The 17,093-nt window shown below is 66.0% G+C and carries 18 protein-coding genes; 4 read left to right on the top strand and 14 right to left on the bottom strand.

Going from position 1 to position 17,093, the window contains the following annotated elements:
* Positions 1-22 precede the first annotated feature (22 nt).
* The 3 genes from ACQPW1_RS18080 to ACQPW1_RS18070 form a co-directional block, all read right to left on the bottom strand.
* Positions 23-445, bottom strand: coding sequence for a FixH family protein (locus ACQPW1_RS18080; protein ID WP_433663845.1), 423 nt, complete (start codon positions 443-445; stop codon positions 23-25).
* Positions 442-2,052, bottom strand: a complete 1,611-nt coding sequence (locus tag ACQPW1_RS18075; protein WP_433663844.1) for a hypothetical protein — start codon at positions 2,050-2,052, stop codon at positions 442-444. Before ACQPW1_RS18075 ends, ACQPW1_RS18080 begins: the two co-directional genes overlap by 4 nt.
* A gap of 111 nt (positions 2,053-2,163) precedes the next feature.
* Positions 2,164-3,054 carry a LysR family transcriptional regulator gene (locus tag ACQPW1_RS18070; RefSeq protein ID WP_433663843.1) on the bottom strand — a complete coding sequence of 297 codons (891 nt, stop codon included), beginning with the start codon at positions 3,052-3,054 and terminating at the stop codon, positions 2,164-2,166.
* 81 nt (positions 3,055-3,135) lie between these two features.
* Here ACQPW1_RS18070 and ACQPW1_RS18065 point away from each other — a divergent pair, with 81 nt between their 5' ends.
* Positions 3,136-4,080 carry a Gfo/Idh/MocA family protein gene (locus ACQPW1_RS18065; protein WP_433663842.1) on the top strand — a complete coding sequence of 315 codons (945 nt, stop codon included), beginning with the start codon at positions 3,136-3,138 and terminating at the stop codon, positions 4,078-4,080.
* On the opposite strand, the gene ACQPW1_RS18060 is transcribed toward ACQPW1_RS18065, so the two are convergent.
* From ACQPW1_RS18060 to ACQPW1_RS18035, 6 genes are all read right to left on the bottom strand, one after another.
* Positions 4,065-4,604, bottom strand: coding sequence for a hypothetical protein (locus tag ACQPW1_RS18060; RefSeq protein WP_433663841.1), 540 nt, complete (start codon positions 4,602-4,604; stop codon positions 4,065-4,067). The two genes, ACQPW1_RS18065 and ACQPW1_RS18060, sit on opposite strands and share 16 nt — an antisense overlap.
* Positions 4,605-4,641: 37 nt before the next feature.
* Positions 4,642-5,307, bottom strand: a complete 666-nt coding sequence (locus ACQPW1_RS18055; protein WP_433663840.1) for a VC0807 family protein — start codon at positions 5,305-5,307, stop codon at positions 4,642-4,644.
* A 13-nt stretch (positions 5,308-5,320) separates the two neighbouring features.
* Positions 5,321-5,950 (bottom strand): TetR/AcrR family transcriptional regulator, encoded by a 630-nt coding sequence (locus ACQPW1_RS18050; RefSeq protein ID WP_433663839.1) that lies wholly within the window; start codon positions 5,948-5,950, stop codon positions 5,321-5,323.
* Positions 5,951-6,138: 188 nt separating this feature from the next.
* Positions 6,139-6,906, bottom strand: a complete 768-nt coding sequence (locus ACQPW1_RS18045; RefSeq protein WP_433663838.1) for a class I SAM-dependent methyltransferase — start codon at positions 6,904-6,906, stop codon at positions 6,139-6,141.
* Positions 6,903-7,910: an alpha/beta hydrolase gene (locus ACQPW1_RS18040; protein WP_433663837.1), complete on the bottom strand. Its 1,008-nt coding sequence runs from the start codon at positions 7,908-7,910 to the stop codon at positions 6,903-6,905. The genes ACQPW1_RS18045 and ACQPW1_RS18040 overlap by 4 nt, the downstream gene beginning before the upstream one ends.
* 152 nt (positions 7,911-8,062) lie before the next feature.
* Positions 8,063-8,302, bottom strand: coding sequence for a helix-turn-helix domain-containing protein (locus tag ACQPW1_RS18035; protein WP_433663836.1), 240 nt, complete (start codon positions 8,300-8,302; stop codon positions 8,063-8,065).
* Between the two features lie 722 nt (positions 8,303-9,024).
* Here ACQPW1_RS18035 and ACQPW1_RS18030 point away from each other — a divergent pair.
* A complete protein-coding gene (locus ACQPW1_RS18030) occupies positions 9,025-9,687 on the top strand; it encodes a GntR family transcriptional regulator (protein ID WP_433665276.1) in 663 nt (220 codons plus the stop codon).
* Positions 9,688-9,729: 42 nt separating this feature from the next.
* Positions 9,730-10,734, top strand: coding sequence for a 1-aminocyclopropane-1-carboxylate deaminase (locus tag ACQPW1_RS18025; RefSeq protein ID WP_433663835.1), 1,005 nt, complete (start codon positions 9,730-9,732; stop codon positions 10,732-10,734).
* 23 nt (positions 10,735-10,757) lie between these two features.
* Here the strand turns inward: ACQPW1_RS18025 and ACQPW1_RS18020 are convergent, their stop codons facing one another.
* The 4 genes from ACQPW1_RS18020 to ACQPW1_RS18005 form a co-directional block, all read right to left on the bottom strand.
* Positions 10,758-11,297 carry a DUF779 domain-containing protein gene (locus ACQPW1_RS18020; protein WP_433663834.1) on the bottom strand — a complete coding sequence of 180 codons (540 nt, stop codon included), beginning with the start codon at positions 11,295-11,297 and terminating at the stop codon, positions 10,758-10,760.
* Between the two features lie 37 nt (positions 11,298-11,334).
* The gene (gene adh / locus ACQPW1_RS18015; RefSeq protein ID WP_433663833.1) at positions 11,335-12,858 is read right to left on the bottom strand and encodes an aldehyde dehydrogenase; all 1,524 of its coding nucleotides are present in this window, start codon (positions 12,856-12,858) and stop codon (positions 11,335-11,337) included.
* A gap of 64 nt (positions 12,859-12,922) precedes the next feature.
* Positions 12,923-14,218, bottom strand: a complete 1,296-nt coding sequence (locus tag ACQPW1_RS18010; RefSeq protein ID WP_433663832.1) for a transcriptional regulator — start codon at positions 14,216-14,218, stop codon at positions 12,923-12,925.
* A 102-nt stretch (positions 14,219-14,320) separates the two neighbouring features.
* Positions 14,321-14,605 carry a TerD family protein gene (locus ACQPW1_RS18005; RefSeq protein ID WP_433663831.1) on the bottom strand — a complete coding sequence of 95 codons (285 nt, stop codon included), beginning with the start codon at positions 14,603-14,605 and terminating at the stop codon, positions 14,321-14,323.
* 66 nt (positions 14,606-14,671) lie between these two features.
* On the opposite strand from ACQPW1_RS18005, the gene ACQPW1_RS18000 reads away from it, so the two are divergent.
* Positions 14,672-16,126: an NF041680 family putative transposase gene (locus tag ACQPW1_RS18000; protein WP_433658095.1), complete on the top strand. Its 1,455-nt coding sequence runs from the start codon at positions 14,672-14,674 to the stop codon at positions 16,124-16,126.
* Here ACQPW1_RS18000 and ACQPW1_RS17995 read toward each other — a convergent pair.
* Positions 16,123-17,022 carry a TerD family protein gene (locus tag ACQPW1_RS17995; protein WP_433663830.1) on the bottom strand — a complete coding sequence of 300 codons (900 nt, stop codon included), beginning with the start codon at positions 17,020-17,022 and terminating at the stop codon, positions 16,123-16,125. The two genes, ACQPW1_RS18000 and ACQPW1_RS17995, sit on opposite strands and share 4 nt — an antisense overlap.
* Positions 17,023-17,093: the final 71 nt, after the last annotated feature.

The following is a 17,093-nucleotide window of genomic DNA, read 5'->3' as shown; positions in this document are numbered from 1 at the left end:
CTGATGCGTGCATGCGGCTGACTCAGCCGCCGACCCAAAGTGGCAGGGTCACTTGGTCGATGCCGTTGTGCGCGTCGATGGACAAGCGCAGTTCCCATGGGCCGGTCATCATCAGCGACACCGCCGTGGCGTGAAAGCGACCGGAACCGTTGGCGGCGGCCGGAATTGCCGCTCCGGCATGGCCCATCAGCGGCTGGATCGCTTGAACCTGTACTGCCGCATGGTCGATCGGGGTACCGGCGCGGTCGGTGACGGTTACGTCGACGGCGGTGTCGCCGAGACGGAGACTGTCGATGGTGACGGTGACGAGGTGTTGGGGCGTGCCGGTTTTCAGCACGACCGGGGCGGTAGGACTCGGCCACACCAGCCATCCGATGACGGCAATCACGACCACAACGGCTAGAGCGGCGACAATACGGAACGGCCTACCGACGGATGCGCTCATCGATGCTCCCCCTGCGCGACTTCGAGCACTAGCGGAACTGTGAGCACGGTGTAGTTCCGCTCGACCTGAATCCACAGCCGGTACCGGCCCGAGACAGGGAACGTGAAGGTGAACGGAACGTCGGGTCCGTACGCGGCCACCGTTTCGTCGGGCGGACTCTCGCCATTGACGGGCGGCATGAGCATCACTCCGCGCCCAACGGCGGCACCCATCCCCTGCATATCATGCATACCGCTCATCCCCGCCATGTCATGCGCACCACTCATCCCCGGCATGGCTGTCGGCCCCATCGAGTGCGAGTGCCCCCAGACAGGCGAGTTCTGCACGGCCGCAGCGATATCCACGCCACCGTCCGGCACCGGCCCCGCCATGATCAGATGCCCGACCATGCCGAGCCACGGTTGCAGATCGGAGGTATCACCGACTTCTGCGGTGATGGTCGTCGGCTTGCCAACCACCGCTTCGGTTGTCCGGACGGTGATGGAATTGCCGTCGAGCACCGTCGACGCGGACTTGTCGCTGCCGCCGAGATGTAGTGGAGCACTGGATGCTTGGGGCGCAACACTCGCATCATTCGGCGCAGCATTGAACCCCGTTGCGGCACGCACCATTTGGACACCACCGCCGCGACGAGCCAACTCCGCCGACAGCGCATAGCGGCCAGGCTCCGGAGTCGTCAGATGAACCTGATACCGGCCGGGCCCGGTCCGGATCGGATGCAGGTGCGACAGTCCACCACTCGGGCCGACCACCAGCAGATGCACGAGCGCACTGTCGTGCACGAGCAGATCGTCCACGGACGCTCCGGTGGCCGCGTCGATCAGCACGAGGTCGAAATCGCCTGGCCGCCCGGCAGTTACCGAACCTTCGACGGTGAGCAGAACAGGCGGGCGGGAGAAGTCCGAAATCAACGGCTGGTTCAGCGAATACGGATCGGTGACGTTGTCCACGGTCGGATCCAGCTGACTGCCGGGTTGCGGCGGCAAGGGCAATGATGCCGAGAGCAGCGCGGCGGTTACCGAGACCGCAATCCCGGCCACCATCCCGCCCGCGGGAACCAACGCCCACGCACTGTGCCGGGCCCGCATCGCGATCAACACCGAAACAGGCAGCAGCACACCGGCTACCAAGAAACCCACGTAAACCAGCCGCTCCGGCGGCGAGGTGACCTGCTCGGGCACTACGAACGGGATCCGCGCCACCCGCGTCCCGTCACCGACCGCGAGTTCCCACGGCCCGGGTCGATCCATGTCGAGCGTGGCCGAGTACATCCCGGGTGTACCACCGAGTTCGACGACGGCCTCGGCGGTCGGCGCTCCCGGAGCGGGCAGGTCCGAATCGGCGCCCATCGGTATCACCGCAAGCGCGAGCTGCCCAGCGGCCGTACCCGTGTGCGTGACAATGTCCACCCGCAACGGCCCGGGCACACTGGTCACCCGGCGGAGCACGATCGTGAGTTCCCGGTCCCCCAGCGACTGCGCGACCGAAACGTCCGCGCCCGCAGAAGCAGAGTCGGCCGATGCGGGTGCCATCCCGACGGCGGCAAGCAGGATCCACAGCCCGGCGACGAGCAGGACGCGACAGCGAGCAGCGCGGGCAACAGACACGACCACCATACTAAGGAGATTGGTCCCATGAGTTCATCACCTCCAGAGGGGATCTCCGCTCCCCCATTGGAGTGATGCCACAGTGGGGGAAGTCCCGGAGAATGCCCGGCCTTACCCGCGCTCCTCGGCCGCTTGCCGGAGCAGATCCAGCAGAGTGGACAGCGGCGCCTGCGACTCGGTGCCTGCCTTGACGACCACAACGATCGTCCGTGTCGGAACGGGACCGACGACCGGGCGGCACACCACCGACGCGGTAGGAATCGCCCCGAGCGCAAGGCGTGGAACCAGTGTCACACCGAGTCCCGCGGCGACAAAGCCGACAGCGGCGGCATAGTCGTGCGCCTCCACCGCGAAGTCCGGGCTGAATCCGGCTGCGCCGCAAGCCTTCAACATCGTTTCTCGACAGAGCGTGCTCGGCCATTCGTTATCGATCCAGGGTTCCGACCGCAGCTGCCCCAACTCGATGACCTCCTGGGCGGCGAGTGGGTGGGCAGGCGGCAGCACCGCGAGGAAGGGATCGTCGAGCAGGTGCAAGACGCGTAGCCCGGCGGACACGCGCACGGTTTCATCGATCACCATGATCTCCGCGTCGGCGGTTTCGTTCTCGGACAAGCCCTTTCCCAACCGAAGGACAACCCGCACCTCGGGATGCAGGAGACCGAGCTCCGAGACGACGGGCGGGATGAGCACCGCCCCGGCGGTGGCGAAGTAGCGGATCGTCAGGCGCTGCGACTTCCCGGCCCGCAGATCGGCGAGCGCGGTCTCCGCGCGGGCGATCTCGTCCTGAATCCGGCGCGTGTGCGCGGCGAGCAGCAGCCCCGCCTCGGTGGGACGGATGCCGCGACCGTGCCGCTCCAGCAACGGCATTCCGGTTTCCCGTTGCAGTGCGGCGATGTGCTGGCTGATCGCGGAGGCCGTGTAGCCGAGCCGCGCGGCGGCTCCTTGGATCGAGCCGTTCTCCACGACTGAGCGCAGCACTGTCAATCGATGCACGTCGAGCATCACCGAATTCTACAGTGACACTTAATCGTCCTTAAGAAAACATCGCTTGTGCTGTCGAATGACGGAGGTCAGGCTGACGATATGAAGATTCAACTGGGCATCATCGGGCTCGGCGCGATGGGCACCGAGATGCTCGAAGTCGCCTACCGGCACCCGGAATTCGAGGTCGTTGCGGCGGCCGATCCGGATCCTGCTGCCGTCGAACGGATTCGCGCCCAGTATCCGGACATCTCCCTCGGACCAGTCCCCTCGGTGCTAGTCGAGGACGAACGGCTGGACGCCATCTACATCGCCTCGCCACCGGACACTCATGCGAGTTACGCGATACCGGCGATGCGGGCGGGCAAGGCGGTGCTCTCGGAAAAGCCACTCGGGGTGCGACTTACGGACGGCGTCGAGATGGTTCGCGTTGCCGCCGAGACCGGCGCGGTGAACGCGCTCAACTTCACGCTGTCCGATCGCGCGGCCGCAGTCGAGGTCGGACGAGCCGTGCGTGACGGCGAGGCCGGAGACGTTATCGGCGTCGACATGCGGTTCACGTTTCCGACTTGGCCGCGTATCTTCCAGCGCGATGCCCGCTGGGTCGCCGGTCGCGAACAAGGCGGCCTGCTCCGTGAAGTCGGTTCGCACTACCTGTTTCTCACCGACCGCCTGCTCGGTCCCCTCACCCCGTTGTCCACGCGGATCAGCTACGGCGCCGCGTCCGAAACCTCGGCCGTCGGCATCTTCACGGCAGGCGGTACTCCAATCACCGTCACCGGCAGAGTCGCTGCGGCACCCGAGACCTACGAGTGGACCCTCTACGGCACCAAGCGTTCGTATCGAATCACCGACTGGTCGCGACTCGACATCAGCGACGGAAGCCCTTGGGAGGCAGTCACTCTGAGCGGAAAAAGCGGCACCGAGCACACCCGGTTGAGCTCATTCGCTGACGCCATTCGCGGCCAACACTCGACACTCGCCGACTTCGCCGCAGGCTTACGCGTCCAGCAGGCGGTCGAGCACGTCCATCACGCGTCATCCTGAGCTCGGGAGTCCTGTCTCGAATCGCCTGTCGGCGAACCGAGTTCGTCCGGTGTCCATTCGAGTGTGCGATCGTGACGAGGGCGGTGCACGCGATCGACGAGCAGATACAAGCCGGTCACACAGACGATGAGATACATCGCCACGGTCAGCGTGACACTCAGCGGCCCGAAGATCACGGCGCCGACGCCTTCGCCGCGCACCCAGTAGCCGATGTCCTGTCCGATGTACACGATCGGCAACGCCGTCACACAGAGCAGGCCCAAAGCGCGTCGGTAGCCGGGGTACGTTTGTGGCCCGATGAGCACCCGGGCCCGGTCCACGTAACGAGTGCTCAGGACCTCGGGGGCGCCCAGTTCGGTGAGTGCGGCGTATTCGGCTCGATCGGGGGCCGCGCCACGGGTGACGCGAGTGTCGATGTTGTCGGCGATCGTCGCGCGCAGTTCTCGCTCGACATCATGACGATGCTTCTCGGACGCGTGCCGTGCGACGGCCGCAACGTATTGGTCGGTCAACGTGCTGGTCACGATTCTCATCCCCTCTTGTCGGCAGTTCGCCGGTGGCTCAGACCTTCAGCCCATTTCTCGTGACGTAGATGTTGTGGATGACGATGACGACAGCGAGGACGACCAGCCATTGCAAAGTGCTCACCAGCGGTATCGCATCGATCGGCAGGGTGTAGGCGAGCACTACTCGCACCAGGGCGTCGAGCACGAAGGCGATGCCCCACACTGCAGTCAATACCCGTAGCTGGCTGCGGAATCGAGAGTCGTTGTCCCAGCGGGCATCCCACTCGCGGTAGCCTTCCTCGCCGATCTTCGCCGTGACGATCGCGCGAGACGTTGTGCGGATGAACGGTCGCTGAGTGAGCAGGCTGGCCAGCACCCACAATCCGAGCACCCCGAAGATCCAGCTGTCGCGCACCATCAGCGTGCGCAGATCTCCAGTCACCAGCGTCATCACCGTGCCGACGACGATCATGCTGAGGGTGAACAGCGCGAACGCATCCACGCGACGCTCCCGAATCGCATGGTAGGCAACGAGTCCCACGATGAGCAGCGCGGGCGCGATCAGCGCCACCCACGGGTTCACCCCGGCCGCACGCAGGGCGTAGTAGCCGCCGAGCGGAAGTATCAACTCCGCGATCAGCTGACGCAAGAGGTGGCGGCGGACGGCGGCGCGTTTCTGTTCCGGCGTTCGTTCGGCGGTGAGTGTCTGCGGTGCGTTCATCTCGGCTCCGGTATCACGATTGCTTACGGGTGGCGCGTTCGAAGAGATCGGCCAATTCGCGGGCGCAGGCCGCAGCGTCGAAGTCGGGCTCGTCCCCCGCGCGGGCGACAGCCGCGTCGCGGGCGGCCCGAATGGCGAGCGACATGATCGCGGGGTCGAAGGCGCGAAACTCCCCCGCCTGCTGCCCTTTTCGGAGCCAGTCCTCCTGACCGCTGGCGATCTCGGCGACCTGCGCGATCAGACCCAACGTCTGCGGGTCGCCGGGCCGGGCATTGGCGACGATGCTGGCGAGCGCCCGCTGATGCATGGGGTATTCATCGAGCAAGGCCAGGTTGGTGGCGAAGAAGGCGCGCAACGTTGCCGCATAGCCGGCCTCGCGCTCGAGCTTGGACACGACGAAGTCGATGTTCACGCGAAAGATCTCGTCGGCTACGGCGCGAATCAGATCGTCCTTGCCGCGAAAGTGGTACGAGATCATGCCGGTGCTGCTCAGCCCCGCAGCCTGCGCGATCTTCGCGAACGAGGTGTTCGGCAAGCCATGCTCGGCGATGACGTCGATCGCGGCGTTCACGATCTGCGCCCGCCGCGCCTCCTCGGTGAACGTACGCCCCGATTGCTTATCCGAGCCAATCTTTGCTTGCATGAGCAAAACTGTAGCCTGTCTTGCTTACCTGAGCAAGAATTGATTCGGGTGAGCAACGGAGTGGTACGGACTCAGCCGCCACCATGTCCCGCTCGACGCGGAGCCGACCGGCGAGCGGACATGGTGGCGGGGTTACTCGAGCTTTCGCGCCACCACGTCCCGTTGGGTGCGAAGTGGATGGGTGTGGGTCAGGTCTTCTTGGTTGCCGTGACGAGTCTGGTGGGGAACCAGGGTGCACCCCACCACATGCGCCAACCGAGGTTGCGTCGCCCTACATCAGTCAACCCGAGTTCGCGCAGGTGGGCGCGATATCGATTGGTGGACAACAGGTCCGCGATCGCAAGGCGACCGCCGGGGCGCAGCACACGGACGGCTTCGTCGAGAGCGGCGCGTCGATCGGCGGCGGACGGAAGGTTGTGCAGCACCAGGTTGCTGATGATCAGGTCGAAGGTGTTGTCGGCGAACGGCAATCGGGTGATGTCGCCGGTTTGCACTTCAACCCGATCAGCCACACCTTCGCGTTCGGCGTTGCGCCGGGTGGCATCCGGGTTGTTGCCGGTCTGGTCGGCCTGCCACAGATCGATGCCGACCGCTCGCCCGCGGGGCAGCAGTTCGGCGGCCATCAGCAGCAGCGCGCCGCGACCACAGCCCAGGTCGAGGACCTGTTCGTCACCGCGCAGCCGGAGATCACCGAGAATCCGTGACCACACCTCGAACTTGCCGACTCGTGTCGTGCGCAGGTACGAGCCGACGAACAACACCAGCGCGATCGCGATCAAGCCGGTCAGCACAGCGCCGACGAGGGCGCCGACTACGAGGTTGCGCACTGTGAAAGCGATCAACCCGGCGACGATCGCAACAACGATCAAAGCCAGCCAGCGCGCTGAGATCACGCCGAAATCGCCGTCCACGCCGTAGTCACCCTGTCGGCGCAGGGCCGGTGAATGTGTGGTCATTGTGCTTGCGCTTTCGTCGACGCAGCTGAGTTCGCTCCAGCGAGGCGACCACGGAGGAAGTCGGCGATCTCGGCACGCGCGGCCTTGGCCTGCGACACCAACCCGGGCAGCGTGATGAATGCGTGCGGCGCTCCTGGATGTTCGGAAAGCTTTGCAGGCGTGCCGGATTCGCGCAGTCGCTCGGCGTAGCGGCGGCCGTGGTCGGCCACCGGGTCGAGGGTCGGCACTACCACGAGTGCCGGGGCCAGCCCACTGAGGTCGGCATACAGGGGCGACACCGCGCGGGGATCCGTTCCCGACGGCACGGCCAACCGCTGGAACAGCCGCAACTTCGGCACCGACGCCGTCGGCGTGTGCGCGTACCGGGACATCGAGGGGTAGTCGTACATCGTCTCGGTCAGATCGCAGGCGGGATTGATCAACACCTGCGCCCGCAGCTGCAGGCCAACGGCTTTGGCGCGGATCGCGGCCACCGCGACGATCAGCGCGCCGGTGCTCTCACCCGCGACCGCGGTCCGTGCCGGGTCGATTCCCCATTCCGCGGCGTGCTCGACTATGTGCCGCAGTACATCCCAGCCGTCGTCGACGGCGTCCGACAGCGGCGACCCAGGAGCGAGGAGACGGTGCTCGACCGAGACGACGACCGCGGGCAGCCGCGCGGCGAGATGACTGTTCGCCCAGTCGCACTGGGCGGCCGTGCCGACGAAACCGCCGCCGTGCACGTGCAGTACTAACGGTAGATCGGTGCCACCTACCGACGGTCTGTACACCCGTACCCGGAACACCCGATCAGGCAATGTCACCTCCTGCCAACGGATCTCGGCGCCGCGATCAGGAAACCCGGTGATCGGCCGGGTAAGACGGGAAGCCGCCACACGATTCGCCTTGTCGCGGTAGGCGATCAACTCCTCGGCCGTCATCGTCGACCAGTCCGGCTCCTTTTGCAGGCCGTACAGCAGTCGGATACCGAGCGACGGCCGTTCGATGCTTGTTGCGTCGGTCATGTCATTCCTCCTCGAGCACAACGCGGCTCATCCCGGCGCGTGTTGTCAGACCTGACTGCCAGCATCGCCAGCACGCCGCCGGATGTATTGGAAGAATCTTCCCGTTGCGGCGATCGGCACCACGAGAATGAGCACCTGCCGAGCACGTCGGGTCAGGCCCTGGACGCGTACTCCGGGGCGGCCCACGCGACGGGATCGACCGCGAGCCAGGGCGCAACCGCAACGGCCGTTGGCGTCACCCCGGCGAAGGCCATCGCTTCCCGATTGAGGTGGGACTGGTCGACGTAACCACTCTCCGCTGCCACCAGAGCAGCGCTGTGGCCCGCCGCGAGACGATGTGCTGCATAGTCGAATCGGACCAGCTGCGCGGCCCGCTTGGGCGTGATACCCACCTGGGACCGGAATCGCGACCACAGGCGCTTGTAACTCCAGCCAATTCGGCCGCCAGTCGATCGACTCGAATTCGCCCCCGGCTCAGCACGATTCGCCGCCAGGCGAAGGCGATCTCCGGATCGACCGCCCGGCCCGACTCCTGACGTCGAGCGAGCACGGCGTTCGCGATCGCGAATCTGTCGTCCCACGACTCGGCGGCGTGCAGTTTCTCCTGGATTCGCGCGGCGTCGCGTCCCCAGAGATCCTCGAGGCCAACCACCGTGCCGCCCAACTCCGCCGAGGCACCCAGCACCGCGTGCGCGACCACCGGCGACAGCCGTATCTGCAGCAGATCGACAACTCGCCCACACCCCCGCACGTGGACCGGGGCGAGGCCGACAACCCCGCTGCCGTGCTTGCGCTCACCATCGGCGTCATCGACGAACCACACATCGCCGTAATCGATGAACACCGTGAACGCCGGATACGGGACCATCTGCAACTCGATCGGCTCGTCCGCTCGACCGTGAAACCCGGCCATGCGCACCCCCGCCACACAGCTCGACCGGGCCGGGACCGCGATATCCATCACGGCCTCGGCGATCCGAACCGGCTCGACAGGCATACCGCCATGCTACGAGCCACTCGAGCAGTGAACAGTCCCGAATTTGGCGGCCTCACAACCGAGTTGAGCCGGGCTCGAGCCTTGACAACCACCCCACTGTGGCATGCAATATATTGCATGCCGGTACCGCAGAACGAAGGTCTCGTCGCCAGATCACTGCTTCGAGAGAACGCCTATCTCGCGATCCGGGACGCCATCGTCGACGGCACGCTCGCGCCCGGCGAACGCCTCAACGACAACGACCTGGTGAAATGGCTCGGCGTCAGCCGCACACCGGTTCGGGAGGCGCTGATGCGTCTGGAACAGGCGGGTCTGGTGCAGACCAAACCCGGCCGCTACACGATCGTCAGCCCGCTCGACGTCCGCGCGGTCCGAGCCGCCCAGTCCGTCACCACCGCCATGCACGAACTCGCCGTCCGCGAGGCGCTCCCCAACCTTTCTGCCGACGAACTAGCGGCCATGCGCGAGGCGAACACCCGATTCGCGGAGGCCTTGCGCCGCAACGATGTCGACGCCGCAATCGCCGCCGACGATGACTTCCACCGCATCCCGGTCACCGCCAGCGCCAACGACGCCATCCGCAGCGTCCTCGAACAGTTCACCCCGGTACTGCGCCGGGTGGAGCGTTTGCGGTTCTCTTCGCTGAGCGGTCGCAGCTCGGTGGCCCAGCACGACCGCATCATCGCGCTGTGCGAAGCCGGAGACGTCGAAGGAGCGGTGGCAGGAACCAGGGCGAACTGGCAGACGCTGGTGCCGCTGCTCGAAAACCTCACGCCCTGAACGCAATAACGTCACCCACCGGCTCCACCCCAAGGAATCACCATGTCTCTCGACACCTTCGAGCGCTATCCCCTACTGTTCGGACCGAGCCCGATCCACCCGCTGGACCGGCTCACTGACCACCTCGGCGGCGCCCGCCTCTGGGCCAAGCGCGAAGACTGCAACAGCGGTTTGGCCTTCGGCGGCAACAAGACTCGAAAGCTGGGGTACCTGGTGCACGACGCGCTGAGCAAAGGCGCGGACACTCTCGTCACCATCGGTGGCGTGCAGTCCAACCACACTCGGCAGGTGGCTGCGGTCGCCGCGAAGGCAGGGTTGAAAGCCGTTCTTGTCCAAGAGAGTTGGGTCGACTGGCCGGACCCCGTCAACGACAAGGTCGGCAACATCCTGCTGTCCCGCATCATGGGTGCGGATGTGCGCCTGGTCCAGGCCGGTTTCGGCATCGGATTCAAGGACAGCTGGCATCAGGCACTCGACGACGTCCACGCGGCTGGCGGCACCCCGTACGCGATCCCGGCAGGAGCCTCCGACCACCCGCTCGGCGGCCTCGGCTTCGCCAACTGGGCCTACGAGGTACAGCAGCAAGAACGCGAGCTCGGCGTCTTCTTCGACACCATCATCGTCTGCAGCGTCACCGGCAGCACCCAGGCGGGCATGATCGCGGGCTTCGCCGGACAGGATCGCCCTCGCCGCATACTCGGCATCGATGCCTCAGCGAAACTCGCCGAGACCCACGCGCAAGTGGCAAAGATCGCCCGCGGCACAGCCGAACTCATCGACCTAGGCCGCGACCTACGCGACGACGAGATCACCGTCCTGGACGGCTGGGCCGGTGACCGCTACGGCATCCCCGTCCAATCCACCATCGACGCCATCCGCCTCACCGGCACCCTCGAAGGCATGATCATCGACCCCGTCTACGAGGGCAAGTCCATGGCCGCCCTCATCGACCTCGTCCAAAACGGCGACATCCCAAGGGATTCCACCGTCCTCTACGCCCACCTCGGCGGCCAGCCCGCCCTCAACGCCTACAGCGGCGTCTTCTAGGACGGGCTGCCGCAGCAGTCAACTCACCGTGCGGTGGGTGGCGCGGGGACCGGGCACGCGTCCACTGCCTCCGCGACCACTTGCGCAGAATCGGGAACCGGTGGGCGGGTGCCGTCGGCGTACTCGGTGCCGACCAGAGGTGGTGTGGATTCGAGGGCTTCGTTCTCGACGGTGGTGAATGCTCTTGCCCTGCTGAGGAATCGCCATCCTTCGGGGGCTTCGAGGCTGAAGCCGCCGCCGCGCCCGGGGACCACGTCGATGACGAGTTGGGTGTGTTTCCAGGCTTGGAACTGGGATCCGGAGATCCACACCGGTACGGCGTCCAGGTCGGCGGACGGCAGGCTCGCCGGTACCTCGCCTACCGCGAGGCGGAGATCGAGGATGCCGAGCAGGATGTCACGATCGCCGACGATGAACTCCCCCAATGGATAACACATCGGGGACGACCCGTCGCAGCACCCGCCGGACTGGTGCATCATCAGCGCACCGTGCACGTCGCGGAGGCGGCGCAACAGCGCCGCCGCCCCCACGGTCGCGACCAAACGGGGCGGGGCGACACTCACCGTGCCGCCCGTTCCCGCTTCGCCATGTGGCTCGGCATCAGAAGAATCCCATGGCCTTCGGTGCGTAGCTGACCAACAGGTTCTTGGTCTGCTGGTAGTGGTCGAGCATCATCTTGTGGTTCTCCCGGCCGATACCGGACTGCTTGTATCCGCCGAACGCCGCGTGCGCCGGGTACTGGTGGTAGGTGTTGGTCCACACCCGCCCGGCCTGGATGTCACGGCCCGCGCGATACGCCGTGCCGCCGTCACGCGACCACACGCCGGCGCCGAGGCCGTAGAGGGTGTCGTTGGCGATCGAGATGGCGTCGTCGTAATCGGTGAACGAGGTCACCGAGACCACCGGACCGAAGATCTCCTCCTGGAAGATCCGCATCGCATTGCGGCCGGTGAAGATGGTCGGCTGCACGTAGTAGCCGCCGTTCAGGTCGCCGCCGAGCATCGCGCGCTCGCCGCCGGTCACCAGCTGTGCGCCCTCGCCCTTGCCGATCTCGATGTAGGACAACACCTTTTCGAGCTGATCGTTGGACGCCTGCGCGCCGATCATCGTCTCGGAATCGAGCGGATCACCTTGCCGCACCGCCTTTGTCCGCAATGCGGCCAGGTCGAGGAAGCGGTCGAAGATGTCGGCCTGGATCAGCGAGCGCGACGGGCAGGTGCACACCTCGCCCTGGTTGAGCGCGAACATGGTGAAGCCTTCGAGGGCCTTGTCCAGGAAGTCGTCGTCGGCGCTCATCACGTCGGAGAAGAAGACGTTCGGGCTCTTGCCGCCCAGTTCCAGGGTCACCGGGATCAGGTTCTGCGACGCGTACTGCATGATCAGCCGGCCGGTGGTCGTCTCACCGGTGAACGCGATCTTCGCGATGCGGTTGCTCGACGCCAGCGGCTTGCCCGCCTCGACCCCGAAACCGTTGACGATGTTGACCACACCGGGCGGCAGCAGGTCGCCGATGATGCTCCACAGGAACAGGATCGAGGCGGGTGTCTGCTCGGCGGGCTTCAGTATCACCGCGTTGCCCGCGGCCAGCGCGGGCGCCAGCTTCCAGGTCGCCATCAGGATCGGGAAGTTCCACGGAATGATCTGTCCGACAACGCCGAGCGGCTCGTGGAAGTGGTAGGCCACGGTGTCGTTGTCGATCTCCGACAGCGAACCCTCCTGCGCGCGAATGGCTCCGGCGAAGTAGCGGAAGTGGTCGATGGCGAGCGGAATGTCGGCGGCCAGCGCCTCTCGGATCGGCTTGCCGTTGTCCCACACCTCGGCGATGGCGATCGCCTCGAGGTTCTCCTCGATCCGGTCGGCGATCTTGTTCAGGATCACCGCGCGCTCGGCGGGTGAGGTCTTGCCCCAGGCCGGTGCCGCGGCGTGGGCGGCGTCGAGCGCGAGCTCGATGTCCTCGGCGGTGGAACGCGCTATCTCACAGAAGGTTTCACCGGTGATCGGGGTCGGGTTCTCGAAGTACTGGCCCTTGACCGGCGCAACCCACTGGCCGCCGATCCAGTTGTCGTAGCGTGGCTGGAAGCTCGTCGGGGACTCCGGCGAACCAGGACGTGCGTATACGGTCATCGAATCTCCTAGCGTTCACGGCGGTTTGCACTGTGACCTACGACACTAGGACGCCAACGTTGCATCAACGTTGGGAATGATCCAACCGGCCGCCGAGTTCCTGATCCAGCATGGCAATCTGCGCCGCCACTTGGGCATACAGCGACGAATCCCGGTCGAGCGAGGCCAGATAGGCCGACCACGCGCCACGGTCCTCACGCCCGTCGACGGACGAGATCCACCAGCCGAGGATCGCCGGCTCCCTGGAGGCGAGGACGGCCGCCCGCATCCGCGCCCGCAACGACTCCCGGATCCGGCCGACGCCGGGTGCCCGTGAGGCAGGCAGCAATTGGCCGCGGTAGCGCGCAACGGCCGCACCGATATCGCCGCGGCGCAGGCTGCGCCGCAACTCCCCCACATCCGAATCGAGTTCCGTCAGTAGCCGATAGGGACGCGAGCCCAGCGCGGTGCCGCCGAGAATCCTCCGCAGGCGCGAGATTTCGGCACGCACGGTGACCGCGTCGAGATCGCGCTCGTCCAGCAGCACCGCGATGTGCTCGGTCGCGAGTCCCTCCGGATGTTCCATCAGCAGCAGCAAGATCTCCGAGTGCCTGCGCGACAAGGTGATTCGTTCATTGCCGAACAGGAGCGCGGGCTGGGACCCCAGCAGCTCCACCCGCGGTGCGGTGCGGACAGACACCGGATGCGCGCGGAGTTCGGACTCCGCGACGGCCACGGTCGCCCGGATCAGCGAAAGCACTTCCGGCGCAGCGACGCGCGGACCGCCGGTGATGTCGATCGCGCCGATGATCCGGCCGGTCGCCGGATCGTGCACCGGCCCCGCCGCGCAACTCCAGGGATGGACCAGCCTGCTGTAATGCTCGGCACCGAAGATCTGCACGCAATGATCAAGTGCCAGCGCCGTTCCCGGCGCATTGGTGCCGACCGCGGCCTCACTCCAGTCCGCGCCGTCGACGAAGTTCATCCCCGCGGCGCGATCCTTGGCCGCCGAATCGCCCTCCACCCACAGCAATCGGCCGTGCGCATCGCTCAACGCGATCAACAGTCCGGTGTCCCTGGCGTCTTCGACCAGCAGGGTCTGCACGACCGGGCGAACCGACGACATCGGATGCGTGCGCCGATACCGATCCAATTCGATGCCGCTCAACGAGGTCCGGCCGATCTGCCGATCCGGATCGATGCCATTGCCACGACTGCGCACCCAGGAAGCCTCGACCACCCGCCGCACCGAGGTCGGCGCCTCACCCCGCTCGACAAACGATTCGTGCGCGGCCGACACATCCGTGCCCACCTGCTCCGCATCCTCGTCCGGACGCAGCGCTACCCAGGGATTCGCCCGAATATCCGCACCGCCGGCCACGTCTTCCATCCTCCTCGGCAAATCCGTCCCGATCAACGTGCCGACCGGTCCGGCCTTGACGTTACCGACCGACGGGCCCGCGCCTGCCGACTCGACGGATGTTCAGAGGTAGGGGGCGACCTGTTCGGCGGCTTCGACCGGGTGACCGGCTTGGATGGGGGCGCCGACGGCGTGGAACTTCCAGACGTCGGCTTCGCGCTGCACTTTCGCGACCACCATGCCGGTGTGCCTGCCGCCGACGCGGAGATTGCCGCCGGTGAGTTCGACGTCGGTGGTGCCGTCGACCAGGCGCCAGAATGCGTTTCGTACGCGTTCGAAGGTGTGTCCGGCATAAGCTTGTGATTTAACCAGTGCGAGCCGGTGGTGTGACCCCGGTTGATCATGCAAGCAGCCCTTGGCTGATGATTCCTGTTGCGACACAAGGAACTTCAGACAAGGGCTGCATTGATCAGTATGACCGATGGCGGGCGCGGCAGCGCGCTCGGGGAACTTGTAGCGTTCCGGCAGGGCTTTTATGACTGCCTGACCGCGCGGGCGGATGCGTTGTTCGAGCTGTGCGAGGCGGTGCTGTGCACCGACGGGCCGGTCCGGTCGCTGGTCGGGTTGTCCCTCGCGCCCGAACACCGCCGCGGACACGGTGCCCTCTACGACGCGGTGAACCACGGCAAGGTCGAAATCGAACGTCTCCGAACGGCTTTGGCCGGTGTGCGGTTGCCGAGGGCGGCCGGTGGGCGCCTGGTGATGGCCGTCGACGTCTCACCATGGTTGCGTCCGGATGGCGCGACGTGCCCGGATCGGTCTTTCTGCCACACCTACGGACGTGGCCGCAACGAGCATCAGATGATCCCCGGCTGGCCGTACTCGATCATCGCTGCCCTCGAAACCGGCCGCACCTCATGGACCGCGCCGCTGGATGCGCAGCGATTGGCACCCGGCGCCGACCTCGCCGCGGTGACCACCGCCCAGATCCGCGACCTCGCGCAGCGGCTTATCGCCGCCGGTCAGTGGCGCGAGGAGGACCCGCGCATGCTGTTCGTGCTCGACGCCGGCTACGACGCCCCGCGCATCGCCTACCTGCTGCGTGATCTGCCGGTGCAGATCCTGGCCCGCATGCGCTCAGACCGGGTGCTGCGCCGCGCGGCCGGAGAACACCGACACAACCCGGCCGGCGGACGCCCGCCCAAACACGGGGCTGAGTTCGTGTTCAAAGATCCCAGCACCTGGGGCGGTGAGGACGTCGTGACCAGCACCGACACCCGCCTCTACGGAACCGCGGCCGTCCAGGCGTGGGATCGTGTTCATCCGATGCTGACCCGCCGCTCGGCCTGGAGTACTCACGAGGGCGAACTGCCGATCATCGAAGGCACCGTGATCCGGCTACGGGTCGAGCATCTGCCCAGCGGCGGGGTGAACAAACCGGTGTGGCTGTGGTGGTCCGGGGTCGAGGCCACCGCCGACGATGTGGACCGATGCTGGCGAATGTTCTTGCGCCGCTTCGATATCGAGCACACATTCCGCATGTGGAAACAAACCCTCGGATGGACCCGCCCGCAGTTGCGCGACCCGCAAGCAGCCGACCGATGGACCTGGTTGACCTTGGTGGCCTACACCCAGCTACGGCTGACCCGGCCACTCGCCGAAGACCTACGACGCCCGTGGGAGAAACCCGCTGAGCCACAAAGACTTACACCAGCAAGAGTGCGGCGCGGGTTTCGCTACATCCGCACGAAGACCGGATCTCCCACGGCTGCACCGAAACTCACCCAGCCGGGTCCAGGACGCCCCACGGGCTCGAAAAACCGCCAGCGCGCCACCCGTCACGACGTCGGACTCATCCTGGCTACCGGCCAGGCGCACACCCGCCCCACCCACCACAAGAAGGGCACCAAGCCGAGGCGGGCAGGTTAAATCACAAGATAAGAGGTTACGACGAAAACCACCGTCGAGGCTTCGGCGGACAAGAGGGTGAGGTCGACGTCGATCATCTCGTTGTCGCCTTTGCCCGCGCCGGTGAGATTGTCGCCTTGATGCCGGACCGAGCCATCTTTGGACGACAGTTGTCCGTAAAAGGCGGCGTCCAGAAGTTCGCGGCCGGAAAATACCAATGCTGACGCGTCGAGGTCTATATCGGCTTCGCGTAGGCCGAATCGGCCTGGTTCACGGACCGGGTCCCAACCCAATGCCATTTTCACATGCGACAATTCGGCACCGCCGGGTTTACGCAGTGCCAATTCTTTGTTGGCGCCGAGTGGGCCCGCGGCATCCGGCTCGGACAGTGGTTGCCGCACCGGCGGTTTCGGGGTGCGCCCCACCGCGACGCCGTGCGCGGTGACCAGGGCGGCGAAACCGCTGTGGTAGCCGTGACTGAGGGGGCGGAGTTGCCAGTCGGGGCCGCGATCCAGGTCCATTGCGACGACTGTCGACTCCTCGGCCAGCTCGTCGATGACGTATTCGCACAATCGGTTTCCCGCGGCGTCATCGATCCGCAGCTCGGGGCCGGGGTATCCGCCCAGGCTGTCCTGCTGGTCGTCGAGTGCGACGACGACTCGGACGTGTTCGATGTCGGCGGGAATCGCGCGCAGATCTATCGCCAATGCACTCGGCCGACCGGCCTCCCCCGGCATCAATCGGACGCCCTCGCCGAGCGGCTGATTGTAGAAGACGAGATCGGCGTCCACCCGCACCATGCCGTCCGCGGTGAGCAGCAATGCGGAAAGGTCGACGGCCGCACTGTGTCGGACCGAAACAATGATGTGCTCGGCTTCGAGCACATTTACTTGCCCCCGAGCCAGTTGCACGGTCATTCACCACACCCTACAAAACCATTCCCGAAATGTCCGGAACGGCGCGCGTCAATTATGGCAGGCCGATATTG

Source organism: Nocardia sp. CA-128927 (assembly GCF_050955855.1).
Lineage (GTDB): Bacteria > Actinomycetota > Actinomycetes > Mycobacteriales > Mycobacteriaceae > Nocardia.
The sequence above is the reverse complement of the archived record's forward strand: the minus strand, read 5'-3'. Positions and strand labels throughout refer to the sequence as shown.